Origin of the sequence: Rhizocola hellebori, from assembly GCF_016862955.1 — a bacterium.
In the GTDB taxonomy this organism is placed as follows: Bacteria; Actinomycetota; Actinomycetes; order Mycobacteriales; family Micromonosporaceae; genus Rhizocola; species Rhizocola hellebori.
Map to the genome: position 1 here is coordinate 40,326 of NZ_BONY01000027.1, position 20,705 is coordinate 61,030.

20 protein-coding genes are annotated in these 20,705 nt (G+C 68.8%); 11 read left to right on the top strand and 9 right to left on the bottom strand.

Going from position 1 to position 20,705, the window contains the following annotated elements:
* The first annotated feature begins 5 nt into the window (after positions 1-5).
* The 5 genes from Rhe02_RS22315 (at position 6) to Rhe02_RS22335 (ending at position 4,300) form a co-directional block, all read left to right on the top strand.
* A complete protein-coding gene (locus tag Rhe02_RS22315) occupies positions 6-482 on the top strand; it encodes a PaaI family thioesterase (RefSeq protein WP_203910257.1) in 477 nt (158 codons plus the stop codon).
* A 220-nt stretch (positions 483-702) separates the two neighbouring features.
* A complete protein-coding gene (locus Rhe02_RS22320; RefSeq protein WP_203910258.1) occupies positions 703-1,875 on the top strand; it encodes a PP2C family protein-serine/threonine phosphatase in 1,173 nt (390 codons plus the stop codon).
* Complete coding sequence (locus Rhe02_RS22325) at positions 1,865-3,424, top strand: sensor histidine kinase (protein WP_203910259.1); 1,560 nt, start codon at positions 1,865-1,867, stop codon at positions 3,422-3,424. The genes Rhe02_RS22320 and Rhe02_RS22325 overlap by 11 nt, the downstream gene beginning before the upstream one ends.
* Positions 3,425-3,871, top strand: coding sequence for a response regulator (locus Rhe02_RS22330; RefSeq protein WP_203910260.1), 447 nt, complete (start codon positions 3,425-3,427; stop codon positions 3,869-3,871).
* Positions 3,872-3,934: 63 nt separating this feature from the next.
* On the top strand, positions 3,935-4,300 hold the full coding sequence (locus Rhe02_RS22335; protein ID WP_203910261.1) for a cupin domain-containing protein: 366 nt from the start codon (positions 3,935-3,937) through the stop codon (positions 4,298-4,300).
* 12 nt (positions 4,301-4,312) lie between these two features.
* Here Rhe02_RS22335 and Rhe02_RS22340 read toward each other — a convergent pair whose 3' ends face one another.
* Positions 4,313-4,825: a DinB family protein gene (locus Rhe02_RS22340; protein ID WP_203910262.1), complete on the bottom strand. Its 513-nt coding sequence runs from the start codon at positions 4,823-4,825 to the stop codon at positions 4,313-4,315.
* A 234-nt stretch (positions 4,826-5,059) separates the two neighbouring features.
* On the opposite strand from Rhe02_RS22340, the gene thrS reads away from it, so the two are divergent.
* Entirely contained in the window at positions 5,060-6,250 is a 1,191-nt protein-coding gene (gene thrS / locus Rhe02_RS22345; RefSeq protein ID WP_203910263.1) for a threonine--tRNA ligase, read from the top strand.
* Here the strand turns inward: thrS and Rhe02_RS22350 are convergent.
* Together Rhe02_RS22350 and Rhe02_RS22355 are read right to left on the bottom strand one after the other, a co-directional pair.
* A complete protein-coding gene (locus Rhe02_RS22350; protein WP_203910264.1) occupies positions 6,247-7,947 on the bottom strand; it encodes an aminotransferase class V-fold PLP-dependent enzyme in 1,701 nt (566 codons plus the stop codon). The two genes, thrS and Rhe02_RS22350, sit on opposite strands and share 4 nt — an antisense overlap.
* A 78-nt stretch (positions 7,948-8,025) precedes the next feature.
* Positions 8,026-8,583 (bottom strand): class I SAM-dependent methyltransferase, encoded by a 558-nt coding sequence (locus tag Rhe02_RS22355; RefSeq protein ID WP_203910265.1) that lies wholly within the window; start codon positions 8,581-8,583, stop codon positions 8,026-8,028.
* Between the two features lie 91 nt (positions 8,584-8,674).
* On the opposite strand from Rhe02_RS22355, the gene Rhe02_RS22360 reads away from it, so the two are divergent.
* Positions 8,675-9,115 (top strand): MarR family winged helix-turn-helix transcriptional regulator, encoded by a 441-nt coding sequence (locus Rhe02_RS22360; protein ID WP_203910266.1) that lies wholly within the window; start codon positions 8,675-8,677, stop codon positions 9,113-9,115.
* Positions 9,116-9,121: 6 nt separating this feature from the next.
* On the opposite strand, the gene Rhe02_RS22365 is transcribed toward Rhe02_RS22360, so the two are convergent.
* Positions 9,122-9,859 (bottom strand): ABC transporter ATP-binding protein, encoded by a 738-nt coding sequence (locus Rhe02_RS22365; protein ID WP_203910267.1) that lies wholly within the window; start codon positions 9,857-9,859, stop codon positions 9,122-9,124.
* Between the two features lie 2 nt (positions 9,860-9,861).
* On the bottom strand, positions 9,862-12,618 hold the full coding sequence (locus Rhe02_RS22370; protein WP_203910268.1) for an ABC transporter permease: 2,757 nt from the start codon (positions 12,616-12,618) through the stop codon (positions 9,862-9,864).
* A 61-nt stretch (positions 12,619-12,679) separates the two neighbouring features.
* Between Rhe02_RS22370 and Rhe02_RS22375 the strand changes: the two genes are divergently transcribed.
* Complete coding sequence (locus Rhe02_RS22375; RefSeq protein WP_203910269.1) at positions 12,680-13,309, top strand: PadR family transcriptional regulator; 630 nt, start codon at positions 12,680-12,682, stop codon at positions 13,307-13,309.
* On the opposite strand, the gene Rhe02_RS22380 is transcribed toward Rhe02_RS22375, so the two are convergent.
* Positions 13,236-13,637: a YciI family protein gene (locus Rhe02_RS22380; protein WP_203910270.1), complete on the bottom strand. Its 402-nt coding sequence runs from the start codon at positions 13,635-13,637 to the stop codon at positions 13,236-13,238. The genes Rhe02_RS22375 and Rhe02_RS22380 overlap by 74 nt on opposite strands.
* Before the next feature lie 106 nt (positions 13,638-13,743).
* Here Rhe02_RS22380 and Rhe02_RS22385 point away from each other — a divergent pair, with 106 nt between their 5' ends.
* Together Rhe02_RS22385 and Rhe02_RS22390 are read left to right on the top strand one after the other, a co-directional pair.
* Positions 13,744-14,763 carry a sulfite exporter TauE/SafE family protein gene (locus Rhe02_RS22385; protein WP_239123984.1) on the top strand — a complete coding sequence of 340 codons (1,020 nt, stop codon included), beginning with the start codon at positions 13,744-13,746 and terminating at the stop codon, positions 14,761-14,763.
* Positions 14,760-14,972, top strand: a complete 213-nt coding sequence (locus Rhe02_RS22390) for a heavy-metal-associated domain-containing protein (protein ID WP_203910271.1) — start codon at positions 14,760-14,762, stop codon at positions 14,970-14,972. The genes Rhe02_RS22385 and Rhe02_RS22390 overlap by 4 nt, the downstream gene beginning before the upstream one ends.
* A 91-nt stretch (positions 14,973-15,063) precedes the next feature.
* Here Rhe02_RS22390 and Rhe02_RS22395 read toward each other — a convergent pair whose 3' ends face one another.
* Both Rhe02_RS22395 and Rhe02_RS22400 read right to left on the bottom strand, forming a co-directional pair.
* Positions 15,064-17,280, bottom strand: coding sequence for a heavy metal translocating P-type ATPase (locus tag Rhe02_RS22395; protein WP_275412632.1), 2,217 nt, complete (start codon positions 17,278-17,280; stop codon positions 15,064-15,066).
* 31 nt (positions 17,281-17,311) lie between these two features.
* Positions 17,312-18,526: a cysteine desulfurase-like protein gene (locus tag Rhe02_RS22400; RefSeq protein WP_203910272.1), complete on the bottom strand. Its 1,215-nt coding sequence runs from the start codon at positions 18,524-18,526 to the stop codon at positions 17,312-17,314.
* A gap of 103 nt (positions 18,527-18,629) precedes the next feature.
* On the opposite strand from Rhe02_RS22400, the gene Rhe02_RS22405 reads away from it, so the two are divergent.
* The gene (locus Rhe02_RS22405; protein ID WP_203910273.1) at positions 18,630-20,069 is read left to right on the top strand and encodes a cellulose binding domain-containing protein; all 1,440 of its coding nucleotides are present in this window, start codon (positions 18,630-18,632) and stop codon (positions 20,067-20,069) included.
* Here the strand turns inward: Rhe02_RS22405 and Rhe02_RS22410 are convergent.
* Complete coding sequence (locus tag Rhe02_RS22410; RefSeq protein WP_203910274.1) at positions 20,056-20,703, bottom strand: response regulator; 648 nt, start codon at positions 20,701-20,703, stop codon at positions 20,056-20,058. The genes Rhe02_RS22405 and Rhe02_RS22410 overlap by 14 nt on opposite strands.
* Between the last annotated feature and the right edge of the window lie 2 nt (positions 20,704-20,705).

Below are 20,705 nucleotides of genomic sequence, written 5' to 3' on the forward strand. Positions count from 1 at the left end.
TCAACATGCGCGAGGAGAACAGTGTGCAAAACGATCTGGACGACTGGGTTGGCCCACCCGATGGCGGGCCGCATGTCTGGCGGACACTGGGTTTCCGGCGCAAACAGAACGCGGTAGGACACGCCACCGTCGAATGGGACGCCTCCCCCGACTACAGCTTTCCCACCAGCAACGGGCCTGTGGTCCAAGGTGGGCTGGTCACCGCCGTGCTGGACTCGGCGATGGGCGGCGCCTGCTGGACCGTGCTGGAGGGCGACGAAACGTTCCTCACCGCCGACCTCCGGGTGGAGTTCCTCCGCACGACCAGGCCGGGCAAGCTGACCGCCACCGGCACCGTGGTCAGGCGTACCCGGCGGGTGGTCTTCTGCGCGGCCGAGCTGGTCGACGAGGAGGGCACGGTGCTCGCGGCGAGCCGCTGCACCCAGGTTGTGCTGCCCCTCGACGGGCCGGCTGGACGGCGTACCCATCACCTGCGTGCTTGAAAACCCCGCCGGCGGGGTAAAGACCACCCGTGGCGTGATCGGCTTCGGGCTGGTCAAAAGGCAAGCGGCGGAAGGAAACGCGATAAGCACCCCCTCGGTGGGCGACCCGATTGCCCTTAAATCTAGGCTTTTTTCACATCCGCACCTCGATGCGTATAGTGGGCCCCGCAACTGGAGACGACCAGCGGAAGGGGCCGGAGGGGCTGTGCAAGGGCCGGCTGTGCCGCTGCAGGTGGTGCTCGTCGAAGACGACGAAGCCGATGCTGTTTTGGTGCAAGAGCTGCTCTCCGACACTGGCCTGAACGTCTCGCTGGTGTGGTGCCGATCGCTGGCCGAAGCCGCCGCCAAGCTGACCGACGAGGTCGACTGCGTGCTGGTCGATCTGAACCTGCCGGACAGTCTGGGCCTGGATGCCGTCGATCTGGTGCTGCGATCCGCTCCCGAGGCCGCGGTGCTGGTGCTGACCGGCATGGCCGACGAGACCACCGCCATCTCCGCGGTAACCCTTGGCGCGCAAGACTATCTGGTCAAGGGCAAGGTCGACGGCTACCTGCTGGGCCGGTCGATCCGCTACGCGATGGAGCGGAAAGCGGCGGCAGCCGCGGCCGCGGAGCTGCGCGACACGCGCCTGCTGGCCGCCGAAAACGCCCGTCTGGAAAGGGGTTTGCTACCCCGGCCGCTGGTCGCCAACGAGCGGGTCAACATCACCTCGCGCTATCGGCCGGGGCGGCAACGGGCCCTGCTCGGCGGCGACTTCTTCGATGTGGTGGAGACCGACGATGGGCTCGTGCGGGCGCTCATCGGCGACGTTTGCGGGCACGGCCCGGACGAGGCCGCGCTCGGGGTCGGGTTGCGCTTCGCCTGGCGCGGGCTGGTGCTGGCGGGGGTGGCCGATCCGGTCGAGATCCTGCGTGCCATGCAGCGGGTGTGTGTGGCCGAGCGGCACGCCGACGGAATCTTCGCCAGCATTTGCATGATAGACATCCATCTTCCCGGTACCAGAAAAGAAGGCTCTGCGGTCGTCACATGTGCCGGGCATCCGGCTCCGCTGCTGGCGGCCACCGGCGTGGTGACCCCGATCCCGACCGCTGTCGGCTTCCCGGTCGGCCTGCTGCCCGGCATCGGCAGCTGGAGCTCGGTGAGCGTGCCGCTGCCGGCCGAGGGCGGGATCCTGCTCTACACCGACGGCATGACCGACTGTCAGGTCGGCGTGGGCGAAGAGCGCCTTGGCGTGGAAGGCCTGACCGCGATCGCCGGCAAGGTCTGGCAGGCCGCCCCGGAGGCTTTCCTGGAAGACCTGGTCCGCACGGTGACCGTCCAGGATGCCGGACGCAACCTCGATGATCTAGCCGTGCTCTATGTGACCTGGGGAGCGACCGCCGATGTTCGATAAAGGCTGGCGGCGCTTCAGCACCAACACCCTCATCCTGTCCGGGCTGGTGATCCTCGCCGGGCTCCTGGTCGCGGCGGCCATCGCCGGAACGCTTGCCCTGCGCAACTCCGCCGCCGCTTCGCAGACTCTGACCGACCGGCTTTCACCGGCCCTCATCAGCGCGGAACGGCTCAACACGGCCCTGCTCGATCAGGAGACCGGCGTTCGCGGTTACGCGCTCACCGGTGAAAGGCGATTCCTCGAGCCCTACCACGCCGGCCTCTCCGCCGAGCAGGCGCAGATCGCGCAGCTGCAGCAGCTTCTCGCGCAACGACCCGAGGCGCTGGCCGCGCTGGGCGAGGTCGTCGAGCTGGCACGCTCATGGCGCGCTGGCACGGCAGAGCCCGTCATCACCGCCGTGGAAAGCGGCGCAAGCGCCACCGGGCTGGTCGAGAAGGGCAGGCAGGACTTCGACCGGGTCCGCGGCGGGCTGGACAGACTGGAACAGCAGATCAGCGCGGCCCGGCAGGCCGCCCGCGACGACCTCACCCGGGCGATGCGGTGGCAGAACACGGTTCTGGTCGGGGTCCTCATCGTCTTCCTGATCGCGGCCATGCTGGTGACGATGCTCATCCGCTCGGGCGTCGGCCGGCCCATGTCCCGGCTGGCGGCGGCCACCCGGGAGGTCAGCGGCGGCGACTTCGAGCAGCGGATCGCCGTCGACGGTCCGGCCGATCTGCGGGCTCTCGGCGGCGACATCGAAACCATGCGCCAGCGCATCGTCGCCGCGCTGGCGGCCAGCGTCGCGGCCCAGGCGACTTTGCAAGCGCAGGCGGTCGAGCTGGAGCGGTCCAACGCCGATCTGGCCCGCTCCAACAGCGAGCTGGAGCAGTTCGCCTACGTCGCCTCGCATGACCTGCAGGAGCCGTTGCGCAAGGTGGCCTCCTTCTGCCAGCTGCTCGAGCGCCGCTATGGCGAGCTGCTCGACGAGCGCGGCAAGCAGTACGTCGCCTTCGCGGTCGACGGGGCGGAACGGATGCAGATCCTCATCAACGATCTGCTGGCGTTCTCCCGGGTGGGCCGGGTCTACGACGCGGAGAACGAGGTCGACCTCAATGCGATCTGCGACAACGCTGAACAGAACCTGACCCACCGGGTCGAGGCTTCCAGCGCGGTCATCGAAAGCGACAAGCTGCCCATCGTCCTCGGCGACCCGACCCTGCTGAACATGCTGTGGCAGAACCTGCTCGGCAACGCGCTCAAGTTCAGCGACCCGCAGCGCCCGGCCCGGGTGGAGATCACCTGCCGCCGGGCGGGCGAGCTGTGGGAGTTCGCCGTCAAGGACAACGGCATCGGCATCGATCCCCAGTTCGCCGACAAGATCTTTGTCATCTTCCAGCGCCTGCACAGCCGGGGCGACGTCTATGGCGGGACAGGGATCGGATTGGCCATGTGCCGCAAAATCGTCGAACATCATGGCGGAACCATCTGGCTCGACTCGCAACACTCCGGCCCGGGGTCGACCTTCCGTTTCACCCTGCCCGCCCGCAACAGTGAGGAATCCCCCTAAATGAGCGAGGAACCGGTCGCCAAGCCCATCGTCGTGCTGCTCGTCGAGGACGACCCGGGCGACGAGCTGATGACCCGGGAGGCGTTCGCGGAAAACAAGGTCAACAACGAGCTGCACGTGGCCCGCGACGGCGAGCTGGCTCTGGACTTTCTTTACCAGCGCAACAGTTTCGAAGACGCGCCCCGGCCCGACCTCATCCTGCTCGACCTCAACCTGCCCAAGTTCGACGGGCGTGAGATCCTCGCTCAGATCAAGCAGCACCCTGACCTGTGCAGCATTCCGGTCGTCGTGCTCACCACCTCGCGCGCCGAGGAGGACGTGCTGCGCAGCTACAAGCTGCACGCCAACGCCTATGTCAACAAGCCGGTGGACTTCACCCGGTTTATCGACGTTGTGCGCCAGATCGACAACTTCTTCGTCTCTGTCGTCAAACTCCCCTCACGCTGACCCAATTGACCTGGTCTGCCCGATAAGCCTACGGTGAAGGGGACAGATCCGGGGGGTGGCGTAATGGACACGATGGAACGCAAGAGCCTCGACCAGCCCGACGAAACCCGCAAGTTCGAGGGGCTGGGCTGGGCCGACATCGTTACCGTGGGCGGCAAAGCGGTCGCCAGGGGGCATTTTCAGCCCGGCTGGCGGTGGTCGGTGAACGTCAAGCCGATCGCCGGGACCGAGCTCTGCGAGGTCTCGCATCTGATCTACTGCCTCGAAGGCACAATGCGCGTCACCATGAAGGACGGCTCGGTGCACGAAGTCACCAAGGGCGATGCCGTGGCCGTGCCGCCAGGGCATGACGCCGAGGTGATCGGCCACGACGCCTGCGTGATGGTCGACTTCGGGGAGATAGGCGAATACGCCTTGCGCCACCTCTAGGTTTGCGGAGCGCTACTCGCCGGTCACGCCGTCGATGCGCTCCCGCAGCAGGTCCAGATGACCGCAATGGCGAGCGGTTTCCTCAACCATGTGCATCAGGGCGTAACGCAGGTTGAAATTCATGTCTGCGGCCCGCGCCATGTCATCGAGGCCGTAGCTGGAAATGACGCTGTTGGACCGCGCACACTCCGCTTCATAGGCGGCCACCAGCTCCACGATGGTGTCGGTGGGCTCCAGCAGGAAGGCGCCGGGGTTTTCGTCGCCCCACGGCCACGGCAGGTCTGCATCGGCGAAGTCGATGCTGAACCAGAAGCGCTCCACTCCGGTGAGGTGCTTGATCAGCCCGGCCGGGGTGAGGGTGGAAGGCGGCACCGAAGCTGAGAACGCTTGCTCGTCGGTCAGGCCGGACACCTTGAGCACCACGGTGGCGCGGAGGAAATCGAGCAGCCCGGTCACGGTTTCGCGCTCCGGCGCGGCCTCCGGTGGCCTGACCCGGGTGACGGCCTGCACATCGTTCATTGTCATGCCCGGCACGATAGACGGCGGGCCGGACATTTTCGCTTGCCACCACTGCCAAGCCCGGCCTAAGGTGGCGCTATGCAGCAGTTCAGGAACACGACGACGCCGGCGCGCCCGGCGTTGCCATGGTGACCTGCTAGCCAATAGTCATCGTGCGGCCCCGGGATTCGTCCCGGGGCCGTTTTCTTGCTCCGCGGAGGGAGCCCGACGCCGCCAAGTCCACATAGGAGACAGCGCGTCATGATCGACCATCGTCAGCTCGGAAGAGAGCTCGAAATATTTCACAGCGACCCACTGATCGGTGCCGGGCTGCCGATCTGGCTGCCCGCGGGCGCCGCCGCCCGCCATGCGGTCGAGGAATACATCCGCGAACAGGAGCGGCTGGAGGGGTACCAGCACGTCTACTCACCGCCGCTGGGAAAGGTTCAGATGTACCGCCGTTCGGGCCACCTGGCCAAATTTGGCGACGACATGTTCCCCGCGATGGCCGATGGCAACGACGATCCGGACCAGGCGCTCATGCTGCGGCCCAGCCTGTGCCCACATCACGCCATCGTCTACGCCGCCAAGGGCCGCTCGTACAGGGAGCTGCCGCTGCGCATAGCCGAGCTGGGCGGCATGTTCCGAGCCGAACGCTCGGGCGTGGTGGGCGGGCTGAGCCGGGTCAGGTCCATCTGGCTCAACGATGCCCACATCTTCTGCCGGCTCGACCAGGCCCAGGACGAGGTGGCCGGGGTGCTGCGCTTCATGGGCCGGGCCCATAAGGCGCTAGGCCTTGAGCCACACCGGTTCCGCCTCTCCCTGCGCGGCAGCAACGCCCTGGGCGACCCGCGCGAGTGGGATCTGGCGGAGGAAATGCTGCGCGCGGCCCTGGTCGAGGCGGGCATCGAGTTCCAGGAGGAGCACGGCGAGGCGGCCTTCTACGGCCCGAAAATCGATGTGCAGGTCCGCGACAGCGCCGGCCGGGAGTGGAGCCTGGCCACCGTGCAGATCGACTTCGCCCAGCCGGCCCGCTTCGAGCTGGAATATGTTGACAGCAAAGGGGAACGACAGCGTCCGGTGATGGTGCATCGCAGTATCATCGGCAGCTTGGAGCGCCTCTTCGCCCACCTTATCGAGGTGCATCAGGGCGCTTTTCCAGCCTGGTACGCCCCGCTGCAGCTGGCTGTGCTGCCGGTGGGCGCAGCCCAGGACGTCGCAGCGCGGGAGTTCGCCGACCGAGCCATGCGCGAGGGGCTGCGGGTGGAGATCGCCCACGAGGGGTCGCTGGGTCTGCGGGTCCGGGAGGCGGTCAAACGCAAGGTGCCCTTCATCGCGGTCATCGGCGCGAAGGAGGCGGCCAGCGGCCAGGTCGCGCTGCGCCTGCGCGACGGCAGCGAACTTCCCCCGCTGCCGGCAGACGCTGCCCTGGAAAGGATCCGGGCGCTTTAGCGCATCGCGTCGGCGCGGGGCGGGCAGGCTGGGCTGTACTCGGCGTTCACCTCATCGGGCAGCGGGAACCAGCGGATGTTCTCGAACCCGGCGGCCGCGGAGCGCTCGGGCTGGCCCAGCCGCGCCCCGGAACGCTTGGCATGTTTGAAGATTCGCTCTGCGGCGGCCAGCTGGCGGCGCAGCACGCGATCGGAGCGGCTCGCCCGCGGCAGCGCCCGCAGGCCCTCCCCGGCGAGCACCCCGGCCAGCCCCGCCGCGGCGGCAGGTTGCGCGCCGCGATGCTGCCACAGGCCGGTCGCCGGGTCGAAACGATAGTGCGGCAACAACTTCCAGGCATGCTCGGCCAGCAGGTGCACCGCCCGGATCAGGTAGTCGACGGTCGCCTCGCTGGCGAAGTAGCTGAAACCCAAGCGCACGAAGGAAAGTTTGGCCCCCATCTGCCCGCGCACGATCTCCTCCTCCATCCGCCGCGACCACAGGTCGTTGATGGGGAAGCCCCGGTGCAGGTAAGGCCCCGCGCAGAAGCACCCGCTGCGGGCCTGGATACCGAAGACGTCGTTGAGCAGAGCGGCCACGAAGTTGCCGTGCAGCAGGCCGGAGCCGTGGCGCAGGCCGAAGGAGACGATCGCCAGGCGTGGCGCGCTCGGGTTGCCGAGGATCTCGATGCGCGGATCCTTGCTCCAGGAGGCCATCGCCCGCTTGACGAACTCGCTTTCCCGGCGGTGAATCTCCACCGTCCCCACGGCTTGCTTGACCGAGAAGGCAAGCCCGGCCCGGATCGAGCCGACTATGGCGGGCGTGCCGCCCTCCTCGCGGATCGACGGCTCAGGGTGGTACGAAACGGTGGTGGGGCTGACGAACAGGATCGTGCCGCCGGCCGGAACCACCGGAACCGGGTTGCGGAACAGAGCGCGCTTGGCCACGAGCACCCCGGGTGTGTCCGGGCCGCCCACGAACTTGTGCGGGGAGATCATCACGGCGTCCTTGGCCGCCAGCGGATCGGAGGCCGGGTTCATGTCGATGCGCAGATAGGGCCCGGCCGAGGCATAGTCCCAACAGGACAGTGCGCCGTGCTCGTGCAGCACGCGCGACACCGCGTCCACGTCGGTGAGGATCCCGGTCACGTTGGAGGCGGCCGAGAAGCTTCCGATCTTCAGCGGCCGATCCTGATGCAGGATCAGCTGAGCGGTCAGGTCGGTCAGGTCGACCCCGCCATCGGCGGCCTCGCGGATGGTGACCAGGTCGCAATTGGACTCACGCCAGGGCAGCTCGTTGGAATGGTGTTCGTAGGGCCCGACGAAGACGACCGGCCGTGGCGTGCCCGGCTCGCCAGTGCCGCGCCGGGTGAGCCCGAACACCCTGACCAGCCGGTCGATCGCGCCGGTCACCCCTGTCCCGCAAAAGACCACCACATCATCGGCGCTGCCGTTGACCGCTTGATGGATGATGGCGCGCGCTTCCTCGCGCAGCTGCGTGGTCCGGCGTCCGGTGGCCGTCGCCTCGGTGTGCGTGTTGGCGTACATGGGCAGCACGTGGTCGCGGATGAAGTCCTCGATGAAGGTCAGCGCCCGGCCCGAGGCGGTGTAGTCGGCGTAAACCAGCCGCCGCCGCCCGTACGGGCCGTCCAGCATCACCTCATCGCCGATGACGCAGCGGCGTATCCGCTCGATCATCCGGTCTGCGCTGACACCCGACATGGCAAGAGGATAGGAGTGATCCTCACAAAGGGCTGTCCGCTACCTGATAAACGGTGCCCGGATTTACTTCTCCCTTACTTACGACGACAGGACAAACCTGGTCAGCTTCGGGAAGAAGGGAACGCCTGTCGCCACTGCGCCGCGCTCCGCGCGCGAGGCGGCGGCGAGCTTGTCGAAAGGCGCGAACCTGAAGTCGTAGATGACGACCCGGCCACCGGGACGCAGCACCCGGGCCAGCTCGGGCGCGGCAGCCTCGGGGTCGTCCCAGTGGTGCAGGCTCAGCGACGAGACGATGAGGTCGAAAGACGCGTCCGGGAACGGCAGCCCGGTCACGTCGCCGACCCGCACGGTGGCGCGCTCACCTTGCGGGGCAAGGTTTTTCGCCGCCACAGCGACCATGTCGGCGGACAGGTCGACCCCGGTGAGGCGCAGGTCGGCCCGGCGCTGCGCCAGCTCCATCAGGAGCACGCCTGGCCCGGTACCCACATCAAGGATTGAGGCTTTTTCCGGAGCCAGATTGGCGACATCCTGGGCCAGCCTGCGGTAGACGCGGCGGAGCAACCGCTTGGCGACGAAGTTGTATAGGCGGCTGTTGCGGCCCTCGAATGCCTTGGGAATGTTGCCGTGTCGGTGCATGGCGCGTTTCCTCCCTGACAGTTGTAACTTACAACTATCCATCGAGGGTAAACTAGATAGTTGCAGAGCACAACTTTTCAAGGGGATCGGTTTGGAATCCACGGCGGAACGCCTGCACGGGCTGTTCATGGACGTCATGCTGGTCAGTGGCCTGCTGCAGCCCGATTCCGCCGTGCCCGGTCATCCGATCTCGATGTCGCAGGCCTTCGCGCTGCACGAGCTGGACACCGACACCCCGATCTCGCAGCGGGAGCTGGGCGAGCGGCTGCGGCTGGAGAAGAGCTCGGTGAGCCGGATGGCAGCCGAGATGGAGAGCAAGGGACTGCTGGTGCGCGAGCGTGATCCGGCCAACCGGCGGCTCTATCGGTTGCGGCTCACCGATCGCGGCCGGGCGCTGCACACCGGGATGGCCGCCACCATGCACGAGCAGTACCAGCGCTGGGTGGAGGCGATGTCACGCGATGAGCGCGAAGCGCTGCTCACCGGGCTGACCGCTTTCGTGCGCGTGCTTCGCCAACATCACGGCGAGTGATCCGCACTAGGGCCGCAAACCGCTTATCCGGGCAAGGGTTTCGTCGGCCGGCTCGCCATCGGTCAGCACGAGGTCCTCGGCGACTCTGCCGTCGCGCAGGCGCACCAGCCGATCGCATTGGGCGCTGATGTGCTGCTCATGGGTGGCAATCAGCATCGTGGTGCCGAATTGCTGCCTGATCTGCAAAAGCAAATCCATTATTTCCGCTCCGGTACCGGAGTCCAAGTTGCCCGTGGGCTCGTCGGCCAACACCAGTCGGGGCCGGGCGATCAGGGCTCGGGCGATGGCGACCCGCTGCTGCTGGCCACCGGAAAGCTGGCTCGGCATAGCGCTTTCGCGGCCCGCCAGGCCGCACGCCTCCAGCAGCTCACGCGCTCGGGCGACCTTGTCGTAGCGCACGCGGTAGGCAAGCACGGGCGCCAACACATTGTCCAATGTGGTCAGAGCGGGCAGCAGATGGTATCGCTGGAACACAAAGCCCACCGTGCGCCGATAGGCGGTCAGCGACCTTCGCCGCAACGCGGTCACCTCAACGCCATCGACGGTGATGCTGCCGGAGTCGACCTTCTCGATCGCGCCGATCAGATGCAGTAGCGTCGACTTGCCCGAGCCCGATGGGCCGGTGACACCGACCACGCTGCCCGCGGCCACGTCGAGGCTGATCGCGTCGGCGCCGGTGATGCTCGCCCCGCCGGCCGAGAAGACCCGGGTAACGTCGGTGAGCCGAAGATGGATGTCAGTCATCGCTACTCCTGAGCCAGCAGGGTCGAAATCGGCAAGCGGCGCTGGGCAAGCGCCGGTGCCACCAGAGCGGCAGTCGTCGCCATCACCGCGGTCAGGGCAACCGCCGCACTGACCCACAGCAGAGCGCCGGGCGTTTCCCGGGCAAGCCAGGCCGCCGCCGCGACGCCGACCAGAGCGCCGGAGACCGCGCCCAGCAAGCCGATCGCCAACCCCTCATAGGCGATCAGCCGGTTCACCGAGCCGGCGGACCAGCCGATCGCTTGCAGGACCGCGAATTCGCTGGATCGCTGGGTCACGTTCAGGTAGAGCACGTCGGCCAGCGTCCCGAGGCCCAGCAACAGCGTCACCACCACCGCCACGGTGTCGACGGCTCTAACTTGAACGGAGACCGCATCTCCGAGCAGCGAGCCGGTTATCGAGCCGTGGAAAGCCCGATTCACCGCCACCACCCCGGTGAGCCCGGCCGTGCCGACCAGCAACGCCAGCGCGGCCACCGCCGTGCGGGCCGGGTTTCTGCGCAGGTTACCCAGCGCCATGGCGGCGATCGACCGGTGCCGCCCGCCCCTGCCGCCGACATCCGCGGTCGCCCGCTCGAGAAGGGAGCGCGGATGCGCCCGAGCCGCCTGCCAGGCCGGAACGAGCGCGGCGATGACCGCCAGACCCACCGCCACCGGAACGGCCAGCGCGGCGCGCCCGAACGGCACCTCAAGGTCGAGGAGCGCACCCAGCCCCAATGCCGCGCCCCCACCGCAGACCCCCGCCAGCAGACCGAGCAGGCTCACCTCGCCGGTGACGGCGGCCGCGATGCGTCCCGGCGACCAGCCCAGGCAGGCCAGGATCGCCAGCTCGCGACGCCGTTCGCTCACGGCAGCGGTGACCGCGTTGGCCAGGAAGAGCACGCAGACCACGAGGATGAGCCCAAAAAGCATGGCGCTCTTGCGATCCACCGCCTCGATGATCGCCAGCGAGACGCCCTTGCGGGTCCACTCCTCGGTCAGCAGCAGCGGCGGCCGCCCGAAGTTCCCGCCCGGCAACCGCACCCGCTGCGGGGCCGGGGAGGACCCGACGACGATGTCGACCGCCAGCCCGGTCTGCGCCGCGATCTGTTCGGCGACCAGCCTTACCCGCTCGTTGGAGACCGGGTCGACACCGGCCACCCCGGCCACCCTGACCCGGATCGCGCTGATCGGGTCGGCGACGGCGTCGTTGGCGAGGATGGTGTCCAGGGCCAGCAGGACGCTGGGCGGCATGGTCAGGTAGCCGCTGGGATTGGTGTTGGCCGACAGCGTGCGCCCCTGCGCTGCGGCCGTTGCCGCGCGGTAGGTCTCCAGCGGCACACGGCCCAGATTCGCGTCGGCGGCCAGTTTCGTGGGATCGAAGACGCCGACCGTACGGGTGGCGACGATCTTGCCGAGGAGCGCGCTTCGTAAGTCCACCACCGACTTGCGGAAGCCCACATCGCCCGCCAGCACCGGCACCGGGGCCAGCCAGCTTCCGCCCTCCGGCCAGCTGTTCGCCGCCGGGGCCAGTGCCTGCGGCGCCAGCTCACCGGAGGGCAGCTCGGTGACGGTCAGCGGACCCGACTGCATCAGCAGCCGCAGATCGCTCCACGGGTTGAGGTCCACCGCGGGGGTGGCCCAAACCGCTGGAGTGTAAGCCTCGGTCACCTCGCCGTAGTCGCGAACGATCGCCGTCTTGCCCGCTACGGCAGCGGCCAGCCCGGCACGGTCGGCCACCTCCGCGAGCCCGGTCACCGCGACGCCACGGGTTTGCAAAGCGACCTGCTCGTCCAGCGGCAGCCGGTTGGCGTAGAGCGCGTTGGCCAGCATCGCCCCGTCCACCGGACTGCTGCCGTCCGAGTAGCGCATCGGCTCCGCGGGCTCGTCCGGGTTCAGGTACCGGCCATCGATCACGGCCCGATCCAGGCCCACCAGACGCGCCTCGGCCTGCGGATCGATCGCCGCCACCAGCTGCGGGATGGACACCGGGATGAACACCCGCAACCGTTCCTGGGAACGAGGGCCGTCTATGGTGTCCTGCCAGAAGCGGCCGTCACCGTCCAGGTGCACGATGGCGTAGATGAACCGGAGCCGCTCTTGGCTGTCGTGCTTGGGCCCGGTAAGGCAGATCGGCGACTCCGAGCCGTCCTCCTGTACCTCGATGGGGTCACGGCCCTGGGCACCGTCGCAGGTGGTGAGCGGGCGGGTCTTGCCGTCGCTGTAAGCGCCGTCGCGTGAGCTGCGCCCGACGGGCCAGATCACCGGTCGCTTGGTGAGGTAGACGTAATCAACCAGCGAATCGTCGGCATTGGACAGACCGGCGTCAGCTCGCCAGCGCGGGCTCACCTCGATGATCTGACGGGTCAGCGTGGGGTCCACGGCGGCGGTGATGTCGGCGCCGGTCCACGCCGGGTTGAAGACCTGGCCGAGCATGGCGATCGGGGCGGCCACCTCCACTCCCGCCAGTTGCCGCACCGTGGCGAGCTGAGCCGCGGTGATCCCGCCGTATTGGCCGCCGAGGAAGTTGGGCTGGACCAGGCCGCGCGAGCGTTCCAGCTCGGTGACCGTCCCCTGTGGACGGACCAGCACGTCGTAGGCCCCGCGCGAGTTGCGCTCCACCGTCCCGGTCACCTGCAGGCGCGACGTGGCCGTGCTCCCGGTGAGCACCGCGAAGCCGGTGGTCGCGACCACCATGCCGAGCAACAGCGCGCTGGCCCGGCCCGGCCGGCGGCGCAGGTGCGAAAGAATGACCCGTAGCACGCGGCCATCCTGTCGCTTACATTGTGACAATGCAAGCCCGATTTTGCCGAGGAGCCCACCGATGCCCATCCACCATGCCGTGCTTTCGCTGCTCAGAGCCGGGCCCAGTCACGGTTACGAGCTGAAGAACGCGTTTGAAGCGGCGGTCGGGCCACAGTGGGGGCCGCTGAACATCGGCCACCTCTATCAAGTGCTGGAACGGCTCTCCCGGGATGGGATGGTCGTCTCCCACCGGGTCTCGCAGGACGTCAAACCCGACCGTCTCGTCTACGAAATCACCGAAGCGGGCGGCGCCGAGCTCGCGGAATGGATGGCCGCACCCACTCCCCGCACCGCCGGCTTCCGCGACGACTTCTTCCTCAAGGTGATGGCGGCCGCCCGTACCCGTGAGGCGGGCCTGCTGCGCTCGGTGCTTTCCGGGCAGCGCACCTTCCTGTTGCAGGAGTTGCGCAATCTGGAGAAGCTGCGCCGCGAGCACTCCGCCGATCCCATGGTGAGCCTGCTGGTCTCGGCCGCCGCCCGCCACGTCACGGCCGACCTCGGCTTCCTCGACGACGTCGAGGCCGAGCTGCTCGACCGGGAGGGCCTGAGCCGCATCCCGGCCGAGCCGGTGGCGACTACAGATCCAGGGAGTCAGACGAGTCGGCGATCGGCCGCACGTCCACGTACTCCCCGGGCGCATCCGGGTTGATCAGGCCGGACGCGATCTGGGTGGCGCGATCGAAACTGTCGCACTCCACGATGGTGTAACCGGCCAGCACCTCCTGCGTCTCCGGATAAGGCCCGTCGGTGACCACCGGCGCCCCGCTGGCAAGCTGCACCCGCCGCGCATGCACCGGGGCGGTCAGCCCGCGCGCGTCCACCAGCTCTCCCGAGTCGACCAGCTCCTGGTGGAATTTGCCCATGTAGGCGTGCATCGCGGCGACCTCGTCCGGGGTCATCGGCGGCTTGTCGGAAGGCCGGCCGGCCAGCACGTCATAGTCCTGCTGCGAGCCGTAAAGCAAGATCATGTACTTCATCGTCATACTCCTTGTCCACCACGCCCCTGCGGCGCTCTTTCATTGGAGACGTCGAAGCCGCTGCCACGGGCCGGACACAGCCCCACAAGAAAACTATCCTTAGCGCGTGATCGCTGTCCTTCTTCTGGGCCTGCTGGCCGGAGGCGTCTCCTGCGCCGCCGTCCAGGGCGGGCTGCTGGCCGGCCTGGTCACCCGCCAGCGGGCCACCTCGGCCACGCAGGCGACGATGGGCGACGACCTGGCGCCGGTGGGCGGATTCCTGGCCGGAAAGCTTGTCTCCCATGCGGTCCTCGGCCTGCTTCTGGGCGGGATCGGTTCGGTGGTCCAGCTTTCCCTGCAAGCGCGAATGCTGGCCCAGCTCGCGGCCGGGGTGCTGATTATCGTGCTCGGGCTGGCCCAGCTCGGGGTGCCCGGGTTGCGCCGGGTGGCCTTCGAGCCGCCCGCCTCCTGGGGAAGGTTCGTCCGCGGGCGCGCCCGCAGCATGTCCACATTCGCCCCCGCCGCCCTGGGCCTGGCCAGCGCGCTGATCCCTTGCGGGGTAACGCTTTCAGTGATGGCACTGGCGGTAACCAGCGGCTCGCCTTGGGAAGGCGCCTCCTTGATGGCGGCTTTTGTGGTGGGTACGGTGCCACTCTTCGCGATCCTGGGATTCGCCGCCGCCCGCGCGCGCAGGGCGACGGGGCCATGGCGGCAACGCCTCGCCACCTTCACGGGTCTGGCCGTGCTCGCGGCCGGGCTGTTCACCCTCAACGGCGGCCTCGAACTGGCCGGCTCCCCCGTGGCGGCCAGCCAGATCGTCGCCCTCTTTCCGGCCGACGATGGAGGACTTCAAAGCTCCATTGTGGACGGACAGCAGCAGGTCGTGGTGACCGCCGTCACCGACGCCTATCTTCCCGGCGACCAGAAGGTGCTGGCCGGCATCCCGACCACGCTCGTCGTGCGGTCAAAGCAGGCGAGGGGCTGCATCCGGGAGTTCGTCATCCCCGGCATGCAGGTGCAGAAATTCCTCCCGTCCGACGGCGACACCGTGTTCGCGCTCGGCCCGCTCCAACCGGGCACGCTGCGCTTCACCTGTGGCATGGGCATGTACACCGGTCAGCTCACGGTCGTGGAAAACCTGGCATGACGATCACGACACACACCTTCACCGTTTCCGGGATGCATTGTCCCGGCTGCGCTCTGCTCATCGACGACGCCCTGGAGGACCTGCCGGGCGTGATCAGCTCCCGCACCAGCCGCAGGAAGGGCACTGCCACGGTCGAGCTGAACCCCGACGTGGTCACCCCCGAGCAAGTGGCCCAAGCCATCCGCGCCGTGGGCTACCGCGTCGCCTAAGCTCCCCGCAGAACCCGCGCAGCCGCAGCGTTGTCTCGCTCTGCGCGCGGAAACCGCGCAGCCGCGGGCTGCTGGAGACGACGCAGCGCGGCTATCGGGTCTGCTGGCTCTGGGAGCGGAAACCGCGTAGGCGGAGGCTGTTGGAGACGACGAAGACTGACGAGAGAGCCATGGCGGCGCCGGCGAGCATTGGCTTGAGCATGCCCAGGGCGGCCAGTGGCAGCGCGGCCACGTTGTAGGCGAAGGCCCAGAAGAGGCTGCCTTTGATGGTGGCCAGCGTGCGCCGGGAGAGCCGGATCGCGTCGACGGCGGCCATCAGGTCGCCGCGCACCAGCGTCAGATCTGAGGCCTCGATGGCGACGTCGGTGCCCGTGCCCATGGCCAGACCCAGATCGGCCTGGGCCAGCGCGGCGGCGTCGTTGACCCCGTCGCCCACCATCGCCACCACTTTGCCCTGTGCCTGAAGGCGTTTGACGGCCTCGACCTTTTCGTGCGGGAGAACCTCGGCCACCACCTCGTCGATGCCCACCTGCGCCGCGATGGACCTGGCCGCACTCGTGTTGTCTCCGGTCAGCAGCACCGGGGTCAGGCCCAGCCCGCGCAGCTGCGCCACCGCTTGCGCGCTGGTGGCTTTCACCGCGTCGGCCACCACGAAGACCGCCCGCACCGAGCCCTCCCAGCCGGCGAGCACGGCCGTGCGGGCCTGCTCCTGCGCCGCCTGCTGGGCCGCCGCCAGGTCGGGTGGCAGGTCGAAATCGGTGAGCAGCCCGGCCCGGCCGACCACCACCTTGCGCCCGTCGATGACACCGGTCACCCCGAGACCCTCCACATTGGAGAATGAGGCGATCTGGGGCAGCGGGCCTTCGGCCGCGGCCGCCTTGGCGATGGCCTGCGCGATCGGATGCTCCGACGCCGATTCCAGCGCTCCCGCCATCCGCAGCACGTCTGCCCGCGCTTCACCCGCGGCCGGGATCACGTCGAGCAGCGTCATCTGGCCGGTGGTGACCGTCCCGGTCTTGTCGAGGACGATGGTGTCGGCCTGGCGGGTCGACTCCAGCACCTGCGGGCCCTTGATGAGGATGCCCAGCTGCGCCCCGCGGCCGGTGCCCACCAGCAACGCGGTCGGGGTGGCCAGGCCCAGCGCGCACGGGCAGGCGATGATGAGCACGGCCACGGCCGCGCTGAAGGCGGCCGCCGCGCCGCTTCCCGCCCCGAGCCAAAAGCCGAGCGTGGCAACGGCAAGAGTGATGACGATCGGGACGAAGACCGCCGAGATCCGGTCGGCGAGCCGCTGCACCGGGGCCTTGCCGGTCTGCGCCTGCTCGACGAGCTTGGCCATCTGGGCCAGCTGGGTGTCGGCCCCGACCCGCTGCGCGCGAACGACCAGACGCCCGCCGGCGTTGACGGTCGCCCCCACCACCCGATCGCCCGGGCCGACGTCGACCGGAACCGACTCGCCGGTGATCATCGAGTTATCTACGGCGGAGAAGCCCTCCTCCACCACGCCATCGGTGGCGACCTTCTCCCCGGGGCGGACCACAAACAGGTCTCCCACCGCCAGCTGCTCGATGGGCACCTGGATCTGGGTGCCGTCGCGAAGCACCGCAACCTCTTTCGCGCCCAGCTCGAGCAGCGCCCGTAAAGCCGCGCCGGCCCGGCGCTTGGACCGCGCCTCGAAGTAGCGCCCGGCCAGGATGAAGACCGTCACCCCGGCGGCCACCTCCAGGTAGATGTTGCCCGCGCCGGTGGAACGCTCGACCGCCCAGCTGAACGGATGCGTCATGCCGGTCTGCCCGGCCGTGCCGAAGAACAGAGCCCACAGCGACCAGGCGAAAGCGGCCAGCGTGCCGAGCGAGATCAACGTGTCCATGGTGGCGGCGCTGTGGCGCAGGTTGGTCCAGGCGGCCCGATGGAAGGGCCAGCCGCCGTAAACGACGACTGGAGCGGCCAGCGTGAGCGAAAGCCACTGCCAGTTGGGGAACTGCAGCGCCGGGATCATCGCCATCGCTATCACCGGCACCGCGAGCACGGCGCTCACCCACAGCCTGGTGCGCAACGACTCCAGCTCATCAACCTGCGGCGCCTGCTCCGGCTTGGGCGAAGGCAGCTTGGCCGTGTAGCCGGTCTGCTCGACCACGGCCACCAGCTGTTGCGGGGTCACCGGCGCGGCATAGGTCACGCTGGCCTTCTCGGTGGCGTAGTTCACCGCCGCGGTCACCCCGTCGAGGCGATTGAGCTTCTTCTCGATCCTTGCCGCGCACGAAGCACAGGTCATCCCGCCGATCGAGAGCTCGATGCGACTGCTCACACCGACACTGTACTCCTACCCCCTGGGGGTATCAAACAGCGGCGGCTTGAATCTCGGTGAGCGCGTCGACGAGACGGGCCACATCCGCGGCGGTGGTGTAGTGATAGATGCTCGCGCGCACCGCACCACCGCTGTCGCGCAGGCCGAGCGCGGAGAAGAACTCGTAGGCGTAGTAGTCGCCGGCGAACACGCAGATGCCCCGGTCGCCCAGCGCGGCCGCGGTCTTGGCCGGGTCGTCACCATCGAGGCGGAAAGCCACGGTCGGGCAGCGGTGCTCCGGCGCGGCCACCATCCGCAAACCCGGCACCGTGCCCAGGCCCGCGATCAGCGTGGCGAAAAGGTCGCTCTCGTAGGCGTGGACGGCGGCCATCGACTGCAGCACCCTTTCCCGGCGGCTGCCCTGCGCGGTGTCGTCGAGGGTGGCCAGATGATCCACCGCGGCGGTGAGGGCGGCCAGCGCGGCGAAGCTCGGGGTGCCGTGCTCGAACCTTTCCGGTACCAAATCAGAAGAGGGCATAAGCTTTTGCGGCCGCAACGTCTCCCACAGCGCCGGATCGGCCGCACACGTGGCGAGGTGCGGGCCGGACCACTTGTAGGCGCTGGTGACATAGAAATCGGCGCCCAGCGCGGTGACCTCCACCGGCAGGTGCGGAGTGGCGTGCACACCGTCCACATAGCACAGTGCGCCGGCCCGGTGGGCTAGGGCGGAAATCGTTGCCACATCTGGGATAGCGCCGTTGGCGTTGCTGGCCGCGGTCACCGCCACCAGCCGCGTGCGCTCGCCGATCAGAGCCTCGTACTGCTCGCTGGGCAGCGCGCCCGTGGCCGGGTCGAACTCGGCCCACCGCACGTTCACCCCGGCCGAGGCGGCCGCCTGCAGCCAGGGCCGGACATTGGCGTCGTGGTCGAGCCGGGACACCACGATCTCGTCGCCGGGATGCCAGGTCTGCGCCAGCGTCCGGCTCACCAGGTAGGTCAGCGAGGTCGCGCTGGAGCCGAAGACGGCGCCGGCCGCGGGCACCCCCAGCAGATCGGCGACCGCGGCACGGGCCTGCTCGACGATCTCGATCGCGCGCCGCCCGGGAGCGAACGCGGTCGATCTGTTCGCCACCGCGCCGGTCATCACCTCGTGCGCGGCCTGCGCCACCGAGGCGGCCACCAGCGACCCGGCGGCCGCGTCAAAGTGGGCAAATCCCTCAGCGAGGGCTGGATATCCGGCACGGACGGCGTCGATCTGAAACGGCATAACCGCTACCGTAGCCGCCCCGCGGCATCGCCGCCCGACGAGGATGTTGCCCCGCCGGGCCAGCGCCGGGATACTCGGCGCAACACGGGCGAAGGAGGAAAGGGTGGGCCGACGTTGGGTGCGTCTGGCCGCCCCTGCCGTCGCGGGAGCGGCGATCGCCACCATGTTCTTTTCAGCCCTGCGGCTCACCGGAAGATCCGTGCCGCTGCCGGTTCAGGCGCTGGCCGCCGGGATGTCGGCGGTGGCGGTGGTGGCCGCCTGGATCACCGTGCGGCGCTGGCTTCGATGCTCCAAGCTTGAAGCTCGATTGCATGCGGCACAGGCGGAGCGAGCCCGCCTGGCCCGGGAGATGCACGACTCGCTCAGCAAGACCCTTGACGCGCTCGCGCTCGGCGCGGCCGCCCTGCCCTCGGCTCTCGACGAGCCGGATCACGCGGCCAGGCTCGCCCAGACCTTGCGCGATGGCAGCCTGACCGCGGCCCGCGACGCCCGCGCATTGATCGACGGACTTCGTGCCCGCCAGGCCGACGCGCCACTGCACGAGCTGCTCAGCGCCGCCTGCCAGGAGTGGTCGGCGGGCACCGGGGTGCCGGTCAGGCTGCGGGTCAGCCCGGTCGCGGTCCACCCGGAGCTGATCGTCGACATCGTGGAGATCGCCCGGGAGGCGCTGCGCAACGTGGCCGTCCACGCCGGCGCCCGGCTGGTCGAGGTGACTCTTGACCAGGATCGCGACATCGTCCTGACCATCACCGACGATGGCCGCGGGGCGCACTGGGCCAGCGGTGTCCCCTCTGGCCGCTACGGGTTGCTGGGAATGGCCGAGCGCGCCCGGCTCGCGGGCGGAAAACTGCTGATCGCCCCGGGCCGCTCCGGTGGCACCACGATCATCGTTTCTTTTCCTTCCTGGAGCAGGCGACAGGCCGCTCCCGCCGCGGCCGGCCATCCCGGGCGGGTGTTGATGGCCTGCGCGGCAACGCTCGCCCTCGCGGTGACCGGCCTCGTGCTGACCGCCGCGCCTGCCCGCCAGTTCTCGTCGCGCACCTTCGAGCCGCCGATTGTCCAATCAGGACAGCCGATTTCGCCTACCCCGGCGGCTTCCCCGTCGCCGTCACCGTCACCGTCGCGTTCCCCGGCGGCGTCCCCCTCGCCCGCGGTGAGCCCCAAGCGCACGACCACCCCGCCTCAGCAGCCCTCGACAGGCAAGACCGGCTTGTGCCGAGTGCGCTACACCATCCGGGAACAGTGGAACACCGGGTTCACCGCCGACATCATCATCACCAATCTCGCCAGCACCCCGATCGACGGCTGGTCCCTGGTCTTCTCGTTCACCCCCAACCAGAAGCTGCTCGCCGCCTGGGACGCCACGGCGGCCCAGAACGGCCGCGTGGTAACGGTTTCCGACGGCGGGCGCAAGACGCTCATCGCGGCCGGACAGTCGATCAGCTTTGGGCTGCAAGGGAACTGGACCGGTGCCAACCCCGTTCCGTCCGCCTTCACGCTCAACGACGCGAGCTGCGCCACCGAGCCGGTCAGCGGCGGTTGAGCCAGTAGACGACGGCCTGGGCCCGGTTGCGCACGTTGAGCTTGCGGTAGATCTGGCTCACCTGGTTACGCACGGTCTTTTCGGCGATCCCGAGCCGGGCCGAGATCCCGCTGTTGGGCTCCCCCGCCACCATGAGATCCATGATCTGGCGCTCGCGCGGGGAAAGGCCGTGCGGGTCCGCGGCCGGCCCCGGCTGGCGCTCGCGCACCGCCGTCATCAACGCGCGCGCGGCGCTCGGCGAAAGGTGCGCCTCGCCGCCGGCCACCGCATGGATGGCCTGTACCAGCTCGGCCGGGCTGAACTGTCCATGGACGAGAAACCCGAGCGCACCGGCCCGCACCGCCTCCAGGACCAGAGCATCATCGCTGATCCGCGTCAGCATGAGCACCTTGCTGTGTTCGCTGATCGCCACTACCACGGACAGGCCGTCGCGCAGCGGCATCCGATGATCCAGCAGGGTCACATCGGGCTTGAGCCGGCGGGCCGCGTCCAGCGCCTGCTGACCGTCGGCCGCCTCACCGGCTAGGCGAATGCCTGTCCCCGGGTGCAGCATGTCGCGCAGCACTGCCCGGACGACTGTGTTGTCGTCGGCGACCAAGACGGTCACGGCAACGGTGGGGGTGGCATCGCTCATAG